General features: G+C 67.3%; 16 protein-coding genes and 1 tRNA gene. 3 read left to right on the forward strand and 14 right to left on the reverse strand.

Going from position 1 to position 15,598, the window contains the following annotated elements:
- Positions 1–157: 157 nt before the first annotated feature.
- Genes ACFZA0_RS06185 through ACFZA0_RS06195 form a run of 3 tightly spaced genes read left to right on the forward strand, consistent with a single transcriptional unit; the run spans position 158 to position 1,013 of the window.
- Positions 158–451, forward strand: coding sequence for a hypothetical protein (locus ACFZA0_RS06185; protein WP_391012163.1), 294 nt, complete (start codon positions 158–160; stop codon positions 449–451).
- Entirely contained in the window at positions 448–762 is a 315-nt protein-coding gene (locus ACFZA0_RS06190; RefSeq protein ID WP_391012166.1) for a hypothetical protein, read from the forward strand. Before ACFZA0_RS06185 ends, ACFZA0_RS06190 begins: the two co-directional genes overlap by 4 nt.
- Before the next feature lie 2 nt (positions 763–764).
- Entirely contained in the window at positions 765–1,013 is a 249-nt protein-coding gene (locus ACFZA0_RS06195; protein WP_391012169.1) for a hypothetical protein, read from the forward strand.
- Positions 1,014–1,197: 184 nt separating this feature from the next.
- On the opposite strand, the gene ACFZA0_RS06200 is transcribed toward ACFZA0_RS06195, so the two are convergent.
- The 14 genes from ACFZA0_RS06200 to ACFZA0_RS06265 form a co-directional block, all read right to left on the reverse strand.
- Positions 1,198–2,817: a TROVE domain-containing protein gene (locus ACFZA0_RS06200; RefSeq protein WP_391012172.1), complete on the reverse strand. Its 1,620-nt coding sequence runs from the start codon at positions 2,815–2,817 to the stop codon at positions 1,198–1,200.
- A 103-nt stretch (positions 2,818–2,920) separates the two neighbouring features.
- A tRNA-Ser gene (locus tag ACFZA0_RS06205) sits at positions 2,921–2,999 on the reverse strand.
- Positions 3,000–3,199: 200 nt separating this feature from the next.
- The gene (locus ACFZA0_RS06210; protein ID WP_391012175.1) at positions 3,200–3,355 is read right to left on the reverse strand and encodes a hypothetical protein; all 156 of its coding nucleotides are present in this window, start codon (positions 3,353–3,355) and stop codon (positions 3,200–3,202) included.
- 13 nt (positions 3,356–3,368) lie between these two features.
- A complete protein-coding gene (locus tag ACFZA0_RS06215) occupies positions 3,369–3,731 on the reverse strand; it encodes a hypothetical protein (protein WP_391012177.1) in 363 nt (120 codons plus the stop codon).
- Positions 3,721–4,143, reverse strand: a complete 423-nt coding sequence (locus tag ACFZA0_RS06220; RefSeq protein ID WP_391012180.1) for a hypothetical protein — start codon at positions 4,141–4,143, stop codon at positions 3,721–3,723. Before ACFZA0_RS06220 ends, ACFZA0_RS06215 begins: the two co-directional genes overlap by 11 nt.
- Positions 4,144–4,410: a hypothetical protein gene (locus tag ACFZA0_RS06225; RefSeq protein ID WP_391012183.1), complete on the reverse strand. Its 267-nt coding sequence runs from the start codon at positions 4,408–4,410 to the stop codon at positions 4,144–4,146.
- Positions 4,411–4,412: 2 nt separating this feature from the next.
- Positions 4,413–5,291 (reverse strand): hypothetical protein, encoded by an 879-nt coding sequence (locus ACFZA0_RS06230; RefSeq protein ID WP_391012185.1) that lies wholly within the window; start codon positions 5,289–5,291, stop codon positions 4,413–4,415.
- Between the two features lie 65 nt (positions 5,292–5,356).
- Positions 5,357–5,773 (reverse strand): hypothetical protein, encoded by a 417-nt coding sequence (locus ACFZA0_RS06235; RefSeq protein ID WP_391012187.1) that lies wholly within the window; start codon positions 5,771–5,773, stop codon positions 5,357–5,359.
- Between the two features lie 170 nt (positions 5,774–5,943).
- Positions 5,944–6,228: a hypothetical protein gene (locus tag ACFZA0_RS06240; RefSeq protein ID WP_391012190.1), complete on the reverse strand. Its 285-nt coding sequence runs from the start codon at positions 6,226–6,228 to the stop codon at positions 5,944–5,946.
- Positions 6,229–6,238: 10 nt separating this feature from the next.
- Positions 6,239–6,904, reverse strand: a complete 666-nt coding sequence (locus ACFZA0_RS06245; RefSeq protein WP_391012194.1) for a hypothetical protein — start codon at positions 6,902–6,904, stop codon at positions 6,239–6,241.
- Positions 6,901–7,998 (reverse strand): DUF5047 domain-containing protein, encoded by a 1,098-nt coding sequence (locus ACFZA0_RS06250; protein WP_391012196.1) that lies wholly within the window; start codon positions 7,996–7,998, stop codon positions 6,901–6,903. The genes ACFZA0_RS06245 and ACFZA0_RS06250 overlap by 4 nt, the downstream gene beginning before the upstream one ends.
- 2 nt (positions 7,999–8,000) lie before the next feature.
- Positions 8,001–10,229 carry a hypothetical protein gene (locus ACFZA0_RS06255; RefSeq protein ID WP_391012198.1) on the reverse strand — a complete coding sequence of 743 codons (2,229 nt, stop codon included), beginning with the start codon at positions 10,227–10,229 and terminating at the stop codon, positions 8,001–8,003.
- A gap of 10 nt (positions 10,230–10,239) precedes the next feature.
- Positions 10,240–15,189 (reverse strand): hypothetical protein, encoded by a 4,950-nt coding sequence (locus ACFZA0_RS06260; RefSeq protein WP_391012201.1) that lies wholly within the window; start codon positions 15,187–15,189, stop codon positions 10,240–10,242.
- 21 nt (positions 15,190–15,210) lie between these two features.
- Positions 15,211–15,504, reverse strand: a complete 294-nt coding sequence (locus tag ACFZA0_RS06265; protein WP_391012204.1) for a hypothetical protein — start codon at positions 15,502–15,504, stop codon at positions 15,211–15,213.
- Positions 15,505–15,598: the final 94 nt, after the last annotated feature.

Below are 15,598 nucleotides of genomic sequence, written 5' to 3' on the forward strand. Positions count from 1 at the left end.
CCTCAAATCTTACCGCTGATAAGGAAGGTTATCCGGGGTTAGAGCATTCTCGAACCCTCCGCGGACGTGCTGCGCTTCAGCCGACGTTATGCGCTAGCAACGCCCACGCCTTGACCTCAACTCTTGACTTAAAGTCTTGACTTGCTACCTTGAATCCATGACGCGATTCGAGCCGGAGCCCGGCACACAGGAGAGGCGCGTCTACGACGCGTTGGAAGAATTGCAGGGGGGTCGCTTCCACTTGGCACCCTTGACCCGAACGGCCGTCGCCGATCACTTGGCAGACGTCCTCTTGCCGCAGCACCGCCGTGACGTGCTCAACGCGGCCATCGAGGTCGCGCGCGGCGAGTACTTGGAGGACGCGACCGGTACGCCGGAGGACGAGGCGTACAACCGGGCCATTTCCGACGTCGTGGCCGCGATTGGCGCCTTTCTGGAGGCTGCCAAGTGAGCGACAAGCCCCGCCTGATCCCGACCGGTAACTGCTGGTGCGGTTGCGGGCGTGAGGTCGGCCTCGGGAAGTTCTTCGCCCAGGGGCACGACAAGATCGCCGAGTCCGCACTGATCGCTCTCAAGTACGAAGCCAGCGTGCCGCACTTCCTCCACGCGCACGGCTACGGGCCCCAGCACTCCGTCACCGGGGACGCCGTGGAGAAGACCGACTGGATCCAGTGCGGCGAGTGCGTCACTCAGCCTGGCTACCGAGGGGCTCCAGCCAGCGTTGCCAAGCACAAGCGCAAGTACCACGCGAAGGAGGACTGACCGTGCCGATCTTTCACTCGGACCGCATCAGCGGCACCATCTACGCCATCGCCGACAGCGCCGAGCACGCGGGCGACATGGCCCTCAACTACCTGCAAGACAAGGGCGAGAACCGAGGGCACGACCACCACGGCGTCTTCGACCACAAGGAAGAGGCGACCGCCTTCCTCCGCGACGCCTTCCGCGCGCACGAGCCGGAGGAACGCGTGTACGCCATCAGCCTCAACATCCACGTCGCGAGCGAGGAGTGAGGACGCCCAGCGCTGGCGAACTGTGACTGCCCGACCTGCTAGTCGACCTGCCGGACCTTGAGCTTGCCGCACTTCACGCAACGGCGCTGTTGTATCCACCCTGTCCAGACGCCGAGTCGGCGGAGAAGGGGAGAGTTGTAAGTGGCGATGCCGTCCTGCCACTTCGACCACCGGTGTAGGTGAATCACGAGCCCGCCCTCACCCACGGCCAGGCGCCGTCGCGCCCCGATTCCAGGAGCGGGACCATGCGGAACGCCTGGTCAGTGAGCCCACCGAACGTGTGGCGCTGTCCGTTCCCGGATGGGGCGTGCCCGGCCTGGTAGCCGGCGAGGTTCCACGTGTACAGCGGCGTCGACCGTGGGATCGACTGGTCGACCTCGGCGTGGTCGTGGCCGGCCTGCTCGTCGGTGACGATGACGACCCGGTCGTGGCCGCGGTACTCCTGCCGGAGCGCCATCGCGGTGTCGGTGCCGCCGCCGAGGAACCAGCCGCCGTCCCGCCACTTCTTCACGTCGCCGAGGACGGAACCGCCGGGGATGAGGGGGAACGTCTTCGTCTTGGCGCCGGGGGGCTGGTTCCAGTACGTGCGGGCCGAGGAGAAGGACACGACGTTCGCCTGGTGACAGGCACGTCCGAGTGCGATGCCGAACAGGGCGGCGGCGTCCCAGCGCATGAGGCTGCCGTCCCGGGAGAACGCGTCCTCCATCGAGGACGACGTGTCGACGAGGATGAGGGTCAGACCGTTGAGCTTCGGGATGTTGGAGAGGGATGCGGTGAGCGCCTTCTCCAGGGCGTGGCCCCAGCGCAGCGAGGGTGCAGCGTTGAACGCGGAGTAGAACCGCATCGGCAGTTGCCGGGAGCGGGCGACCTGCTCGGGGTCGGCGAGCTTGGCTGCGACCTGTGCGGCGACCTCGTCGGAGACGCCAGCCTCGTCGAAGTTGCGGAGGTTCCGCAGCAGCGCCATGTAGCCCATGGAGGGGATGATCGCCTCCCAGGCAGCCTTGTCCATCGGGCCCTGGAGCCAGCCGGCGAGGGCCTCCCACGTCATGCCCGCCTGCGCGATCCGCTCCGTGTTGCCCTCGACGAAGAGTCGCCGATGCTCGACTGGCATGCGCATCAGGTTGGCGTGCTTGCGGAGCATGGCCAGAGGCTCGGGGATTTCGTCGTCGTTGCCGTGGCGGCGGTCGAGGGCGTGCTGGAAGAGGTAGCCCTGCCATGGCTTGTCGTCGCCGGGTGCGGCGTGGACGAGGTTGAGGACGTCGCCGAACCGGTAACCCTTGGAGTCGGTGTCGTACTTGAGGAGCGCCCGCTCCGTGTACAGCCGTTGGGCGGCGTCGGCGATGCCGCGCTTCACCGGCTTCGGCAGTTTCCGCCCGTACTTGCTGGTCCAGTAGCCGAGCATCTCCCCCGGCTCGTCCGCGCGCTGGAGGACCGTGTCGATGGCCTGCCTGGAGTACCCGGGTACGCCCGCGTCGAGGCGGGCCTTGGCGAACTCGGCGGCTCCGACAAGAGCCGCGGTGCGCATGTTGCCTTCGCCGCGGAGCCAGCGGAGGAAGTCGCTGCACCAGTCCGGGTCGGTGACGGCGAGGGTGCGCACGAGCTGCGTGTACCGGTCATCGCGGTCGCCGCCGTTCTCGTAGAAGGCGTCCTGGCCAACGAAGTTGGAGACGGCGAGGAGGAAGAGCTCGGACTTGGTGTCGCGGAGGTAGCCGGCTCCGCCCTCGTGGGTGACGGTTCGCTCCCCGGTGGTGGTCACGGGCGAGTGGACGGCGGGACGGGTTCCGCGGGTGTTGAAGCGCGCCATGAACGAAGAAGCCCCTCGCGTGGAGGGGAGGTCAGCAGTGGGGTGCCCGAGATCGAGTCGGTGACGGAGACAAAGCGCTCTAGGCCGCTGAGCTACCAACGCTCGGGGCGTTGGACGGGATTCGAACCCGCGTCTCTCTCTTAGCAGGAGAAGTATCCGTCGCCTGCGCACCGGGCACCCCCGATGCTGTGCCTCCCGAGATCAAAGTCGGCGTGCGGCGCTTTCACCAGAAGAAGTAGCCGCGGGCCTGCGCACCGGGAGGTGCATGAAGTTGTGGCCCGAGTGTAACCAGCAACCCATGTTGCTTGTCCAGCAAAATGCGCAACTCCCCGCCGTGCACGGCGAAGCGCCCCGCCCTCCGGGTGGAGGGCGGGGCGCTTCGTCACTCATCGGCCGGCTCGTCAGGAGGCCAGGCCGGTTCCAGGAACGGGTCCGTCGACGGGACGGGCTGCGGGTCGAGTTCGCCCAGCCGGACGAGGGTGCCGGCATCAGCGTCACCACCACTACGGCGCGGCTGCACCGGGATCGGATCAGGCATCAGACTCCAGTTCTCACACGTCGATGTGATGGATGTACTGACGGGCCCGATCCGACATCGGCTCCGGCGCTGGGGGCTCCAAGCCCGCCTGCCGGATGTACGAGACCAGGCCGCGGACGCGGGTGAGGAGCCAACCGATCGCTAGATCCTGGTCGCTGATCCGGTCGTGCTGTCGGGAGGATTCCTCCTTCTGCACCGCCAGTTCGTCCTTCACGGACTTCAGGTCGGTGCGGAGCTCCTTCACGATGATGGTGAAGTCATCCCGGTTCTCTTGCCGCTTGGTGCGGCGTGCTGATCTGGCGCCCCAGGCAGTGACGCCTGCCGAGGCCAGCGCCACCACCCCTCCCGACACGGCGGTCCACGTCTCAGCGTTCATTGCCGCTCACTCTCTTCGCCCGCGGCGGCTCAGGCCAGCCGGCGGCCACGATCACCGGCACTGCTGCGACGACCCAGATCAGTGCCGTTACCCACCCTCTCGGGTTGTCTCCAAGCGGCCACCAGCTGACCAGGTAGGAGGTCATCCACGGCGCCACGACCAGCAGCAGCGCCGGGAATCCGTACCAGTCGCGGCCTTGAGGTTGTGGTGCGGCCGTGACAGCAACAAGACCGCAGACAATCCAGCACCAGGCCCAGGCGTCGAGCGGCATGAGGTGCAGGAGGGTGCGGATTCCGTGCGTGTCAGGCAGCGGTTCCATCAGCTGCCCGAAGCCGTACAGCGCCCACAGGCCCCCGAAGGCGAGGAGGAAAGCGCCACGCCTGCCGAGGATTTGGGCCAGGCGGCACGGCATCTACACCCCCGGGGCGATGCTGGCGCTGTCCTTGTTGCCGAACGCGCGGGCTATGAAGCCCTTCAGCAGGGAGCCGGCCGCGGCGATCCCGGCGGTGCCCATGGTCTCCCAGAAAGAGGCGTGGAACATGTCGGCGGGGCCGGCGGCGATGCCGACGCCGCACGCGGCGATGACGAAGGTTGCGATGGTGCGCTCGGCGAGGTCTCTCGCGTATGCGGTGGCGGTGTGAACGGCCGAGTTCGCGTCGGGCAGGTTGAGATCGGACATGGTCAGGACTCCTTCGCGGCGAGGATGGCGTCGAGCTTGGCGTCCATGGCGGCGAGCCGCTTCTCCATGGCGCGAACCTTGGCGGTGAGGCCGGCGATGTGTGTGCCGAGCGACCAGTAGTGGCCGGGCTTGGCCGGGTCCGGGTCGTAGTCCGCAGCGTCGGTCGGCGCGGTGAAGACGCCGTCCTTGGTCGCGAGGAACTTGAGGTCGTCGAGGTCGAAGCCAGCCACGCTGGTCTCCTTCACGGTCTGAGTGCTGGTGGTGCCGCTCTGAGCGGCTGTGAGGATCGCGGTGATCGGTAGCAATCCGGGGTCGCCGTGGAGGTTCTCGGGAACGTGCTGGTGACCGCAGTGCCCGGTGTAGGACTGCCACTTGGTGCCGGTCATGCGGACACCGTTGGAGGCGCCGTAGCTGCCCGGGTATGCCTTGAAGATGACCCCGCTGGTCAGCGGAACGCCGTGGTTGGTGTGCGCCCACTTCGCGAAGGCTGCGAGGTCTCGGATCGCCCAGTCGGGAAGCTCCGGCATGTACAGGTGCGGCGTCGTCCCCCACTTCTTGTGGGTGGTCGGGTCGCAGGTGCCGACGATCTCGACCTGGCAGACGTTCAAGGTGTTCGTCTGCACCCCGCCGGCCGCGTTGACGAGTGCGCGGGAAGAGACGTCGAAGTCGAAGTGCTGGTGCCAGACCAGCTTCTTCACCGCGAAGTCCGGCTTCGCGGTGAAGTTGGGGGCCTCGCTGCCGCCGGAGTAGGCGGGCAGGGACGTTCCTTCGGTGCTGTGCCAGACGATCACGTTGGAGTCCATCGCCGAGCCCGGGTACTTGGTGCCGTACCAGTAGGCGGTGGACGCGCCCGGGTACTTCTGTGGTCCGGTGAGCGCCATGCGATCCCCCTTTCCGGGGCATGAAAAAGGCGCCCACCAGGGGCGCGGCGCGGGCGGTGCAGGGGTCAGGTGGTCTTGAGGAAACCGATGTGGAGCCGCAGGTTGGCGCCGGATGCGAGGTCGGCCGAGCAGGTGCGGAGCGTGCAGATGCCGTCAACACCGATCACGAAACCCCCGTGGACGGTGCCGGTGTCGAAACATCCGGTGATCGTGTCGTGGGTCGGTCGCCAGCCGGCCGGAACGGTGCAGGCCACGGTGTCGAGGATGTTCGCGTTGGTGGCCTGGATGGTGGCGCCGGAGCGGGTGATGTAGATGTCGAGGACCGTCATGCGGCCCTGCCGGTAGCCGTAGAAGTCCAGCAAGGCGAAGCCGGACGCCATGCTCAGGCCAGTAGTGGTGCTCGACAGAGACGGCTGCGGGGTGACCCACGCCGACCCGTCGTAGATCTCCAGCGAGTTCGTGTCGAGGAGATAGCTCGCCATGCCTTCCTCTGGCGAGGTGAGCGTCGCACCGCGGGCCGACGCCGAGGCGAACCTCATCACCACACGGGGGATGATCCCCGTAGCAAGGTCACCGGCGAATTTCGTCGGGTCTGGGGCGTCCGTCGTCGCCGCGACGCTCACACCCTGCCCGTAGGAGTCGGTGGTGGGCATCAGCCGCTTGCCCCCTCGGTCGCTTCCTGGATGACCGTGCTGTCGAAGTCGTTCGGCGCGCCGTGCGTCCACGACGTGTAGCGGGTGATCCGCAGGGTGGGGTACTTCGCGACGAGGGCCTGGTCGACGACATTGATCAGGGCGGCAAAGGCGTCGTCGGTCAGCGCGTCAGCGAGGTCCGACGGAATCGTGAGCTGCGTCGAAAGCAGGTCGTAGGCGAACCAGTTGACGGTGACCGGCGCCGCATAGGTGGCCGTACCGTCGGCCGGTGGCGTGAGGGCCATGGGGCTCCTTTCAGGCTGCGCGGTACCAGCCCTGGATGGTGATCGTGCCGCCGATCAAGTCGGCGGCCGTCATGTTCGAGTCGCGGTTGGTCGCGTCGTTGCTGCTGGTGCGCAGCCGGTCGCAGGTCGGGCCGGTGCCGGAGGTGAAGAAGACGGCCTGTCCGTCGCCGACGTGGGAGCCGTTCGGGCCGGTCGACTCGGTGTGCATGGGGAGGACTTGCCGGGTGCCGCGGTACACGTCCGTCGGCATGTCGACGGTGACGATGTTGGTGCCGCCGGTGCCGACGGAGGTGATCCCGAGGTAGATGCAGACGTGGACCATCTGCCCGGTCCGGTAGTACCAGCCGGTACGCACAGACCACACGGTTCCCGGCGCGGACCCCACCGTCGGCGTGAAGTCCGTAATCGCGTTGCCGCCGGCCAGTCGGCCCAGGGTGACCCAGTTCCCGGCAGACGACTGAGAGATGACGATGACGTCCCCGACAAGCGGAAACGGATACGTCTCCAGCCGTCGGACGATGATGCCGTCTGCGGTGACCGTGCCGTCGGTGCCGACCGTGGTGACGGTGGCGAGGCGCCAGTCCGCACCTCGCACGGACGGCGCCTGCTCCCCAGCGCGTTGGGCTTGTTTCTTGAGGGCCCAGGCGAGATCGCGGTGGACGGCGTGGGCGGTCACGAATCCTCCTTCGCGGCGATGGTGGTGATCGCGAACTCGCCACCGCCGGACACGTCGAGCGGCACGCTGAAACTGGCGACCTGGTGCAACTCGCGAGTGCCGTCCGGGTGAGCGACGCGAATGACGTCACCTGGTTCGAGCGCCGGGTTCGGCAGGGCGCTGAAATCCCCGGATGCGTTGGGAGCCTTCGCCTGGGCAAGCTTGAGAGTCGCGGCCTGCATGCACGCAGACGTCGTCGTCAGCGTGCTGCTGCTGTAGAACATGGGCCGTCTGCCGAACGGGCCACCCCAGTACGTGGGCGAGCCCGCGTCGTTGTCCGTCGCCAGGTAAGAGACGGGCGGAATGTTGTCGGCGGTGTTCTCCCCACGCGCCAGCACCCCGTTGTAGACGGATTCGCTGGTCATCGCCCTGTTCCCGGAGATGTAGACGCCGCCCTCGACGGCTTCGACGGCCCATACGGGGTCGGTGGTCAGCAGGTCCGGGAGGGTCGCAATGGTGAAGGTGCCGTCCGCGGTGGTGTACACCTCGGCGCCCGCCGCGGCGGCGATGTCCTGGCAGCCGGCCCACAGGTCAGCTTCCACGTCGTAGGTGGTGCGGCCTATCGCCTGGTCGACGATCGCCGAGACGACGGCAGCGTCCGGTATGGACCTCTGGATGATCGCGGTGATGGCGGAGACGACCGTGCCCGTCACCGTGTATGCGGACGTCGGCTTGTCGTCCTGGACGATCACCTCCAGGGCCTTCCCAGCGAGGGTGACCGGGCCTTCGGAGATGTCGCCGTCGACGCTGTCGAGGCGGAACAGGCCGCACGGCACGAGTTCCTGGGTGCCGTCGCCGTAGGTGACGCCGCGGGCCACTCGCATGCGGGCCCCATAGGTAGCGAGCTGGTCTGCGGGAGTGCGCGGGATGAGCGTCGGGTCCGCACCGGTAATGCTGCAGGTACGGCGGATCGCCTGCGCCCGGTCTACCGTGACATTCCCACCAGTGTGCGCAAGATCGACGACGCGGCCGTCCGTCAGGAACAACTGCACCTGCGTTGCTACCTGGTGGGATTCGGCGAGGCGTGCCAGGAACCGGTCGGAAACGGGGTACAAGGTCACCTCCGCCGGTCGAGCAGCAGATCCTCGTTCGTGGCGTAGGTGGCCATGACGTCTGCCCAGGTCGCGAACTCGGTTATGACGTCCTGCCAGGTTCGGCCGGCCGCGCCGTTCACGCCGACAGTGGCAGGCATGTCCGCCTGCACGAGCGGCAGCGTCCAGACCCGCCACAGGTCTTGGGCGGGTCCTCCGGTTCGGGCCTCGGTGATGTCGGCGACGTTGACGTACAGGTCGTCGACGCCCATGCCGGGTGCTGCCTGCCAGAGCAGGGTGTTGCCCGAGTCGAGCAGCAGGTGCAGCGAGGCCCGCTCCTGGTCGGTGCGGGTCCACAGCGTGAGGTCGCCTTCCAGTCCCTGCCGGACGCCGCTGAGAACGACCTTGTTACGCCGCCCCCGGACCACGTAGACGGTTTGCTCGACCGGTCGCGTCCAGTCAGGGGCTTTTGCCACCATGACCTGCATGTTTCGTTGCGGATTGCCGGGATCCTTGATCCAGGCCAAGTTGACGTCCGCGAGGATGACCGTCACGTATGCGCTGTACCGGGTGGCCGGCACCGTATCGCCCGGGGCGAGCATCTCTACGTAGTAGCGAACCGGGGTGTTGAGGGGCGCCTCGTGATCCTCGATGGTGATGGTGTCGGTGTCGGTGGTCTGCCCGCTGATCAGTCCGTCTTCGCCACGGACGAGGCTGCGGCTGCCGTCCTGCGCTTCGCGGTATACCGTCAGCGCATCGTCGAGTGGCAGCTCGCGCAGGGTCAGGGTGATGTAGCCGCCTGCGGATTCGGCGTCGACCTGGGTGCGCGGCAATACCTGCCACAGGGCCACCGCATCGACCTGGAGGACGCTGCTGGTGGCGCTGGCCGTTGCCACGATCTCGACAGCTGCCTGTGCTGTCCCGGCGGGCGCGGTCACGTCCGTGGAGAGTGCGTACCAGCCGCTGCCCGGGAGGGCGTAGGGGGTGGCCGTGCTGGCGCCGAGGTCCGTTCCGGCCGCGTTGTACCAGCGGATCCGCACCGCGACGGTCGCCCATGTTCCCGCCGTCGAGCGGGTGATGATCTGTGCTCGCCAGTTCTGCCCCACCGCTCCGGGGGTGGCATAGATCCCGGATCGCAGTGTGGATGCGGTTGCGGTCGGCGAGGTGACGGCGAGGGCGTAGGAGCCGTCGTAGGCGGCGGCCCCCCACGGTGTGGTGCGGGCAAGGGTCGCCACACCGGAGGTGACGACCCAAGAGCCGACTCCCTGCTCGAACGTGCTGTCGGTGTAGGTGACGACCGACCCGGTTTGGAGTTTCGGTGCGACGAGGACGACGACCGTCTCGACCCGTAGCACCTGCCCGGCCGCAGCGTTGTCGACGCCGACCGCAACCGCGCACCGTGCCGCACCCACAGGGGCGACAGCCGATACGCGCTGCCGGTAGACGGCCGTCGCCGGCTGCGCGAGCGTCCCGCGTGCCGACGCGATCTGGTTGCCGTTGGCGTCGTAGTACCGCAGCTCAATCCACGTCGTCGCTGACAGGGTGGGCGGCTGCAGGTAGGCGAACGCGAGGTACTCGGTTCCTGGTGTGACGGTCGGCTGCTCGACGGTGACCGCCGACAGGGCGCCTGCCGCGGCAGCGGTGGCGGTGAGCATGTGGCCGCCACCGAGGTACCAGTCGACAGTCCAGGTCAGTGCGGGAACTGTGCGGGACAGCGTTGTGTTGACGCCTGCCGTCCAGCCGCTGGTGTCGACCTCCGTGCTCTCCGTCGTGTACGGAAGAAGGTTGCCCGCTGTGCGGATCGGGAGGCCGAGGTAGACGTTTTCCCAGAAGTGGCTTGCTGCCGCCGCTTCTGTCGAGGAGAGGATGACCTGCGCCTGCGTCGCCCCGGCGGGTGCGGTCCCGGCGACGCTGACACGGTGCCAGCTCGACAGGGCTGAGAGTGTGGTGAGCGACCAGGTGATGGACAGCTCGGTACCTGCCGCGTTGAGCCAGCGGATCCCGATGCGTTCCGGGGCAGACGTCGATGAAGAGTCTGCGAAGGTCAGATAGAGGGTGCCGGCGGTGACCGGGTAGGACGAGACCGTGCGGGTCTGTGTCTCCCCCGCCGCCGTGGCTTTGACGTTGAGGCAGCCGTCCCCGTTCCGGCCGCCGCCTCCCCTCGTCAGCGTGCAGTTTGTCTTCGCGGTCCAGCCTGCGACGTTCGGGTCCATGGACTCGGTGGCCGAGCTGAGGAGGTTTCCCGGGATCGCCAAGATGACCTCCTCAGCTGGCGGTGAGTACCTGCACCAGGTGTTGCTGGCTGTCCTGGACGCGGACGTCGATGAAGCCGGCGAGCGCCTGGTCGCGGGTGTGGACCTCGACAACGACCGGTGTTGGGTCGCCGCCGCCCCTGGTAGTCAGGGCATCCCACTGCGACGGGGTGAGCACGGCCTCGGGCTTCGACAGCTGGTTGATGCCGAGTTGGCCGGGCTGGAGCCAACCGCCGTCGTCGTACTTGCCGGGCTGGAACCCGTACCAGGACGTGAACAGCGGGTTGTTGTAGCCGCGGGCACGTGGGCCGACGACGAGACCGTCGCCGCCGCGGGACTCGACGTTCGTCTTGGCGATCGTGCCAGCGGTGTGCCCGACACCGGCGTTGGTGATGCCGATCTTGAATGCGGAGTCGCCGTGGTAGACCCAGCCCGGGGGCGCCGTCTTCCCCGAGAAGGCGCCGGTCGCCCAGCGACGGTGGGGCTTCTGACCTCGGATGACGGACTCAATGGCGGACATAAATCCGCTGCAGTCCCAGCTGGGGTTGCCGTTGCCCGCCCACTGGTATGGCTTGCCGGCCTGGGTCTTCGCCCACTTGAGGCCTGCTGCGATGCGGGGTCCGCCGAGTCCGCCGGCTCCCTTGTCGTCGGCCTTCTTGCTGTAGCTGAACAACGTGTCGATGATCTTGTCAGGGACCTTGCTGATCATCTGGCCGAGCTTGGTGTCCATGCCCGGGAATCGCGACATCAGCGGTTTGACCACTGCGTTGACACCGGCCTTGGCGGAGGCGGCGAGGCTGTCCTTCAGCCACGACGCCCCTTCCTTGACCTTGGTCCAGGCGGCCGAGCCGGCGCCCTTCAGTGCCGACCCGGCGGACTTGATCCATCCGAAGATGCCGCCGTCCGCGAACCGCTGCACCGGATAGACACCGCCATTGGCGTACCTCAGCGAGCGGTCCGTGGGCATCGGGGCGCTGCCGCCGAGGACGGGCGCCAGGGCCGCCTTGACGCCCTGCGCCCCCTTGGACTTCGCGATCGAGTTCATCGTGCTGACGAAGCCGCTACCGACACCGCGTGTGAACTCCGGCCGGAAGAACGACTCGCCGCCCGACAGCTCCAGTGCTCCCCCGGTCGGGGACACGAACTGGTGCACATCCTTGCCCGGCGTGTACCCGGGCATGACGCCGCCCTCAGCGAACGAGTACTTCGTCAGCTTCGGTGCACCAAATGCGCTGGCAATCTTGTTCCAGACGCCGACAAGGCCCTTGTTGTAGACGGTGTTGACGACGAACGCGATGGGCGCCTTGGAGATTGCCTTTATCTTGTCCCATTGGCGCTTGATGGCGGCGACCGCGTCAGCGAACGACTTCCCGAGGCTGCCGATAATCGTCTTGAAGTTCGTGATCAGCGGCTTGATGCTGTGGTCGTAGGCCGTCGACATCGCCGACTTGATGCCGGACATTGCCGGGGAGACGTAGCTCTTCCACAGCTTTTTGAACCAGTCTCCGACAACCCTCAGGCCGTCAGATATGTGCCCGAACAATGGCTTTAGCGTGACCGCGTAGAGGGCTTTGAACCCGTCGGCGATCCAACTGATCGCCGGGTGGATGTACTTCGTCCACAAGCCCTTCGCGGCGTCACCAATCGCTTTCAACCCAGCCGTGAAGAGGTTGAACTGAACCCTGATGGCAGTCCACCACAGCTTGAACCCGGCGATAACCCACCCGATCATCGGGCTGATCGCGTGATCCCACAGCCACAACGCTGCAGCACCCAAGGCGTAGAAGAGGACACCGGCAACCGTCAGGTACACCTTGACGGCCGTCCACCAGACCCTGAAAGCGGCAACGATGAACCCGAAGGCCGGGCCGACGGCATTCGTCCACAGCCACAACGCCGCCGCACCAACGCCCTTGAGAGCCGTCCAGATCCCGGCGAACACAGGCTTCAGAACACCGTTCCACGCCGCGAGAGTCACCGCCTTGATGGCCGACCACGTCGCGTCAACGGCCGTCCTGAACCAGCCCCAGTGGTTGTAGGCGTAGATGACCCCGGCAACCAGGGCGGCGATGACAACAACGATTGCCGTGATGAGGGCGACGATTTCCGTCCACCCCGTTGCCGCCAGGGCAGCGGCAAACGACCACGTCTCCAGGGTGGCAATCGTCATTGCCGTCGAGTAAAGGCCCTCGGCGACCGCCCATGCCTTCGTGGCAATACCGACAGCCTTGGACACCGCGTACATGCCCCACAGGGTCTGGATGAGACCCGGCATGTTGTCGGACAGCCACTTGATGCCGTCCAGCAGCGGACCCACTACCGCGAAAATCACGCCCGATGTCGGCGCGATCGCCTTCGAGAAAGCGAGCATTGCCGACACAGCCTTGCCGAGGAACTCGCCAACCTCCGGACCGGTCTGCTTCACGTAGTCCAGGAACGCTTCGAATTCCGGGCTGCCCTTCAAGCCGGCACCCCAGTTCGCGAACCGCTTGGTGATGTTCTGCATGCGGTCGGAGATGCCGTCCATGTGCGGCAGGAAGGCGTCGACGATGCCCGCCATCCCCTTGATCAGGTTCCCGAACGCGACACCAAGACCGACGATCGCGGGGGTGACCGAACTGGCAATGTCCTTCTTGAACCCCTGCCAGAACGGGTTCCTGACCTGCTTCGACGCCCGGTCCTGCAACTCGCTGATCGCGGTGACCGCACCCTTCACGAACGGGGTGAGCGTCGGCAGCGTGTTCCGCAGTGACACCAGGGCCCGAGTGAACAGCGGCATCACCTGCGGCTGTAGGGCCTTCGACCAGCCGCTGAACGCGTCCTTCAGGTCGAGGTAGGCGCCCATCGTCTGCCGGGCCGCCGGCGTCAGCTTCGCCAGCTCGGCCTGGTACTTGGCCTGTGCGGTGGCAGCCTGATCGACGCCCCCGGCCGCCGACAGCGACGCGGAGGCAATCTGACGCTGAGCCGAGGCGATCGAATCGGCGCCCGACTGCTGCGCCTGCACCACACGCTCCTGCGCGCGAGCAACCGCCTCAGCGCCCGCAGCCTGCGTCTCGGCGACGTTCTTCTGCGCCTCGGAGAGCTTCTCCTGGGCGTCTGCGATCTGCCGGGAGTTGTCGATCTGCGTCTTCGTGACGTCGGCCTGGGCGTCCTTCAACGCGGCCGTCTTGTCGACGACGTCCTGCTGGGCCGAAGCCAGCTGCTCCTGGGCGGACTTGACCGTCTGCGAGCCCTCGACGCCGGCCTTGTTCGCCGCGGCGGTCTCGTCCTTGAGGCGCTTCGTCTCGGTCTGCTGCTCCTTGAGACGCTGAACGGCCTGGTCGTACTGGAGTAGCGCCTTCTGCTTGTCGAGGGCCGTCGAGGCCGCGTTCGACAGGACAGCGTTGCGCTGGGCAGTCGCCTCCTTGAGCTGGATCTCGGCGTCCCGCTGCGACAGCGCCGAGTCGGTGAGCTGGTTGTTGAGGTCTTCCAGCTCCTGCCCGGCCTGCTTACGTGCCGCGGTCAGGTCCAACTGGGCCTGCTTCGCGGACTTCTGGGCGCTGGCGAGATCCTTCTCAGCCGATGCGACGTCCTCGTTCGCCGCCTCCATGCGGTCCGCGGCCTGCGTGTAGGCATCCGCCAGAGACTGGCGTGCGCTCTTGACCTGCGAGGCTGCCTGCGCGTTGGCTTTCGCCGCGGACTTCACCGCGTCGCCCACAGCGCGCTCCGCCTCCGCGACCTGCTGTGCAGCGTTCCGTCGGGCAGTCGCCAGGGACTGCGCCGCCGACGCCTGCTGCAACGCCTGCCGGGCAGCCGAAGCACCTGCCGCCGCACCGGAGTTCGTTGACTGCGTTGCCGCGTTCTGGGCTGCCGTCTGCGCCTGCAGCACCGTCCCGATCTGCTTGATAGCAGGGACCGCGACCAAGGCCACCGAGCCGACACCGGCTGCAGCAGCCGTGCCCGCTGCAGCCACCGCACCCAGCCCGGCGGCGATCGCCGGGAGTACCGGCAGGATCGCCGGCCCCACGGTGATCGCCGCAGCCACCAGGGCGTTCATGCTGGACGTTGCACCGGACGAGTCCACGTCGATGTGCTGACCGTCGAGGGAGTTGACCTGTGCCTGGAAAGCGGCCAACTGGGCCGACGCGGCGCCGGCGTCGACTCGGACAGCCACGTCCGCGTCCGCAGCCGACAGTCGGGCGAGCTTCGCCTGGATCTCCGTGATGCGCGCCAGAGCCGTGCCGGCGTCAATGTCGATACCGACACGGGCATCCCGCAGGGAGGTGAGGCTGCCCCTCAATTGCGCGATCTGGACCTGCGCCTCGGTGGTGTCCGCCCCGATGTTGATGTTCGGGAGGGACGCCTCCGCGCGTTCAACCGCGGCCCGCAGACGAGCCCCGAGGCCGCCGTCCGTCTCGATACGAACCCGCCCGGGGTTCGCCGAGATTCGATCGATCTCTTCGCGGATCTCAGCGAGGGCTGCCCGTGCCGCCGCCGTGTCTGCGCGCACCGCAACGTTCGGGTGCGCGGCGCCGAGGCGGCGGAGCTTCTCCTCAATGTCCGCGATCTCGGCGTCCGCCGCGGCGACATCGACGTCGACGCCGATCTGCTTCCCCGAGAGGGTCTCCAGGCGGGCACGCAGGCGGGCCAGTTCGGCGTCCACGCCGGTGTCGCCCAGTTTGACGTCGAGCTTGGGCATGCTGCGGAACGCCTCGGTCAACTTCGCCCGCAGGGAGCGGGCGAACGCACCACCCGTGTCGGCACCCTGCCGGGTTGCGGCCGGCTTCGCGGCGCGGGCGCCGTCGTTGATGCCATCGCGGACTGCCGGACCGATCTGTGCGGCAATCCGCTGACCGATGATCTTGCCGACCTCGTCGCCGACCTGCGTCGCGGGCGGAATCAAAGCCCGCTGCAGCCGCCCAAGGATGCCCTGGGCGTTCGGAATGATGTCGACCTCGACCGAGCCGACAGAGATCGCTGGCACTGAGGGCCTCCCCTCAGTGCGCTACGCGGCGCCTCCATTGATCAGGCGGAACAACGTCTCGGCCTGCTCGTCGTTGATCTGCTGCTGCGGCCTGGGCGCCTTCGCGCCAGGCCGCCGAATTGGCTCTGGTGGACGTGGTCGCTGCGACTTCTTCTCCGCGTTGACGCTGATCAGCACGTACTCAAGGCGGGCCACACGATCCGCTACCAGCGCCAGGAGTTGCTCCACCTGCGACCAGCGAGCCTTCTCCGGCTCCCCCGCCTCCGCCTGCTCCGCCAGTTCCTCATCGGAAAGCGCGTTGCGGAGAGCAGTCATGGTGTGGGACTCGGCAGGCAGATGCTGAACTAGCACCCGAAGCCACCGCCACGTGCGCCGACCGGTCAGTACATCCGTGATGTCGTAGCCGCGG

Source organism: Streptomyces sp. NPDC008150 (assembly GCF_042956945.1).
GTDB lineage: Bacteria > Actinomycetota > Actinomycetes > Streptomycetales > Streptomycetaceae > Streptomyces.

Bases quoted from the DNA above. Each gene is read 5' to 3' on its own strand.
- ACFZA0_RS06185 (WP_391012163.1), top strand. From the start codon at position 158: ATGACGCGATTCGAGCCGGAGCCCGGCACACAGGAGAGGCGCGTCTAC.
- ACFZA0_RS06200 (WP_391012172.1), bottom strand. From the start codon at position 2,817: ATGGCGCGCTTCAACACCCGCGGAACCCGTCCCGCCGTCCACTCGCCC.
- ACFZA0_RS06210 (WP_391012175.1), bottom strand. From the start codon at position 3,355: ATGCCTGATCCGATCCCGGTGCAGCCGCGCCGTAGTGGTGGTGACGCT.
- ACFZA0_RS06215 (WP_391012177.1), bottom strand. From the start codon at position 3,731: ATGAACGCTGAGACGTGGACCGCCGTGTCGGGAGGGGTGGTGGCGCTG.
- ACFZA0_RS06220 (WP_391012180.1), bottom strand. From the start codon at position 4,143: ATGCCGTGCCGCCTGGCCCAAATCCTCGGCAGGCGTGGCGCTTTCCTC.
- ACFZA0_RS06225 (WP_391012183.1), bottom strand. From the start codon at position 4,410: ATGTCCGATCTCAACCTGCCCGACGCGAACTCGGCCGTTCACACCGCC.
- ACFZA0_RS06230 (WP_391012185.1), bottom strand. From the start codon at position 5,291: ATGGCGCTCACCGGACCACAGAAGTACCCGGGCGCGTCCACCGCCTAC.
- ACFZA0_RS06235 (WP_391012187.1), bottom strand. From the start codon at position 5,773: ATGGCGAGCTATCTCCTCGACACGAACTCGCTGGAGATCTACGACGGG.
- ACFZA0_RS06240 (WP_391012190.1), bottom strand. From the start codon at position 6,228: ATGGCCCTCACGCCACCGGCCGACGGTACGGCCACCTATGCGGCGCCG.
- ACFZA0_RS06265 (WP_391012204.1), bottom strand. From the start codon at position 15,504: ATGACTGCTCTCCGCAACGCGCTTTCCGATGAGGAACTGGCGGAGCAG.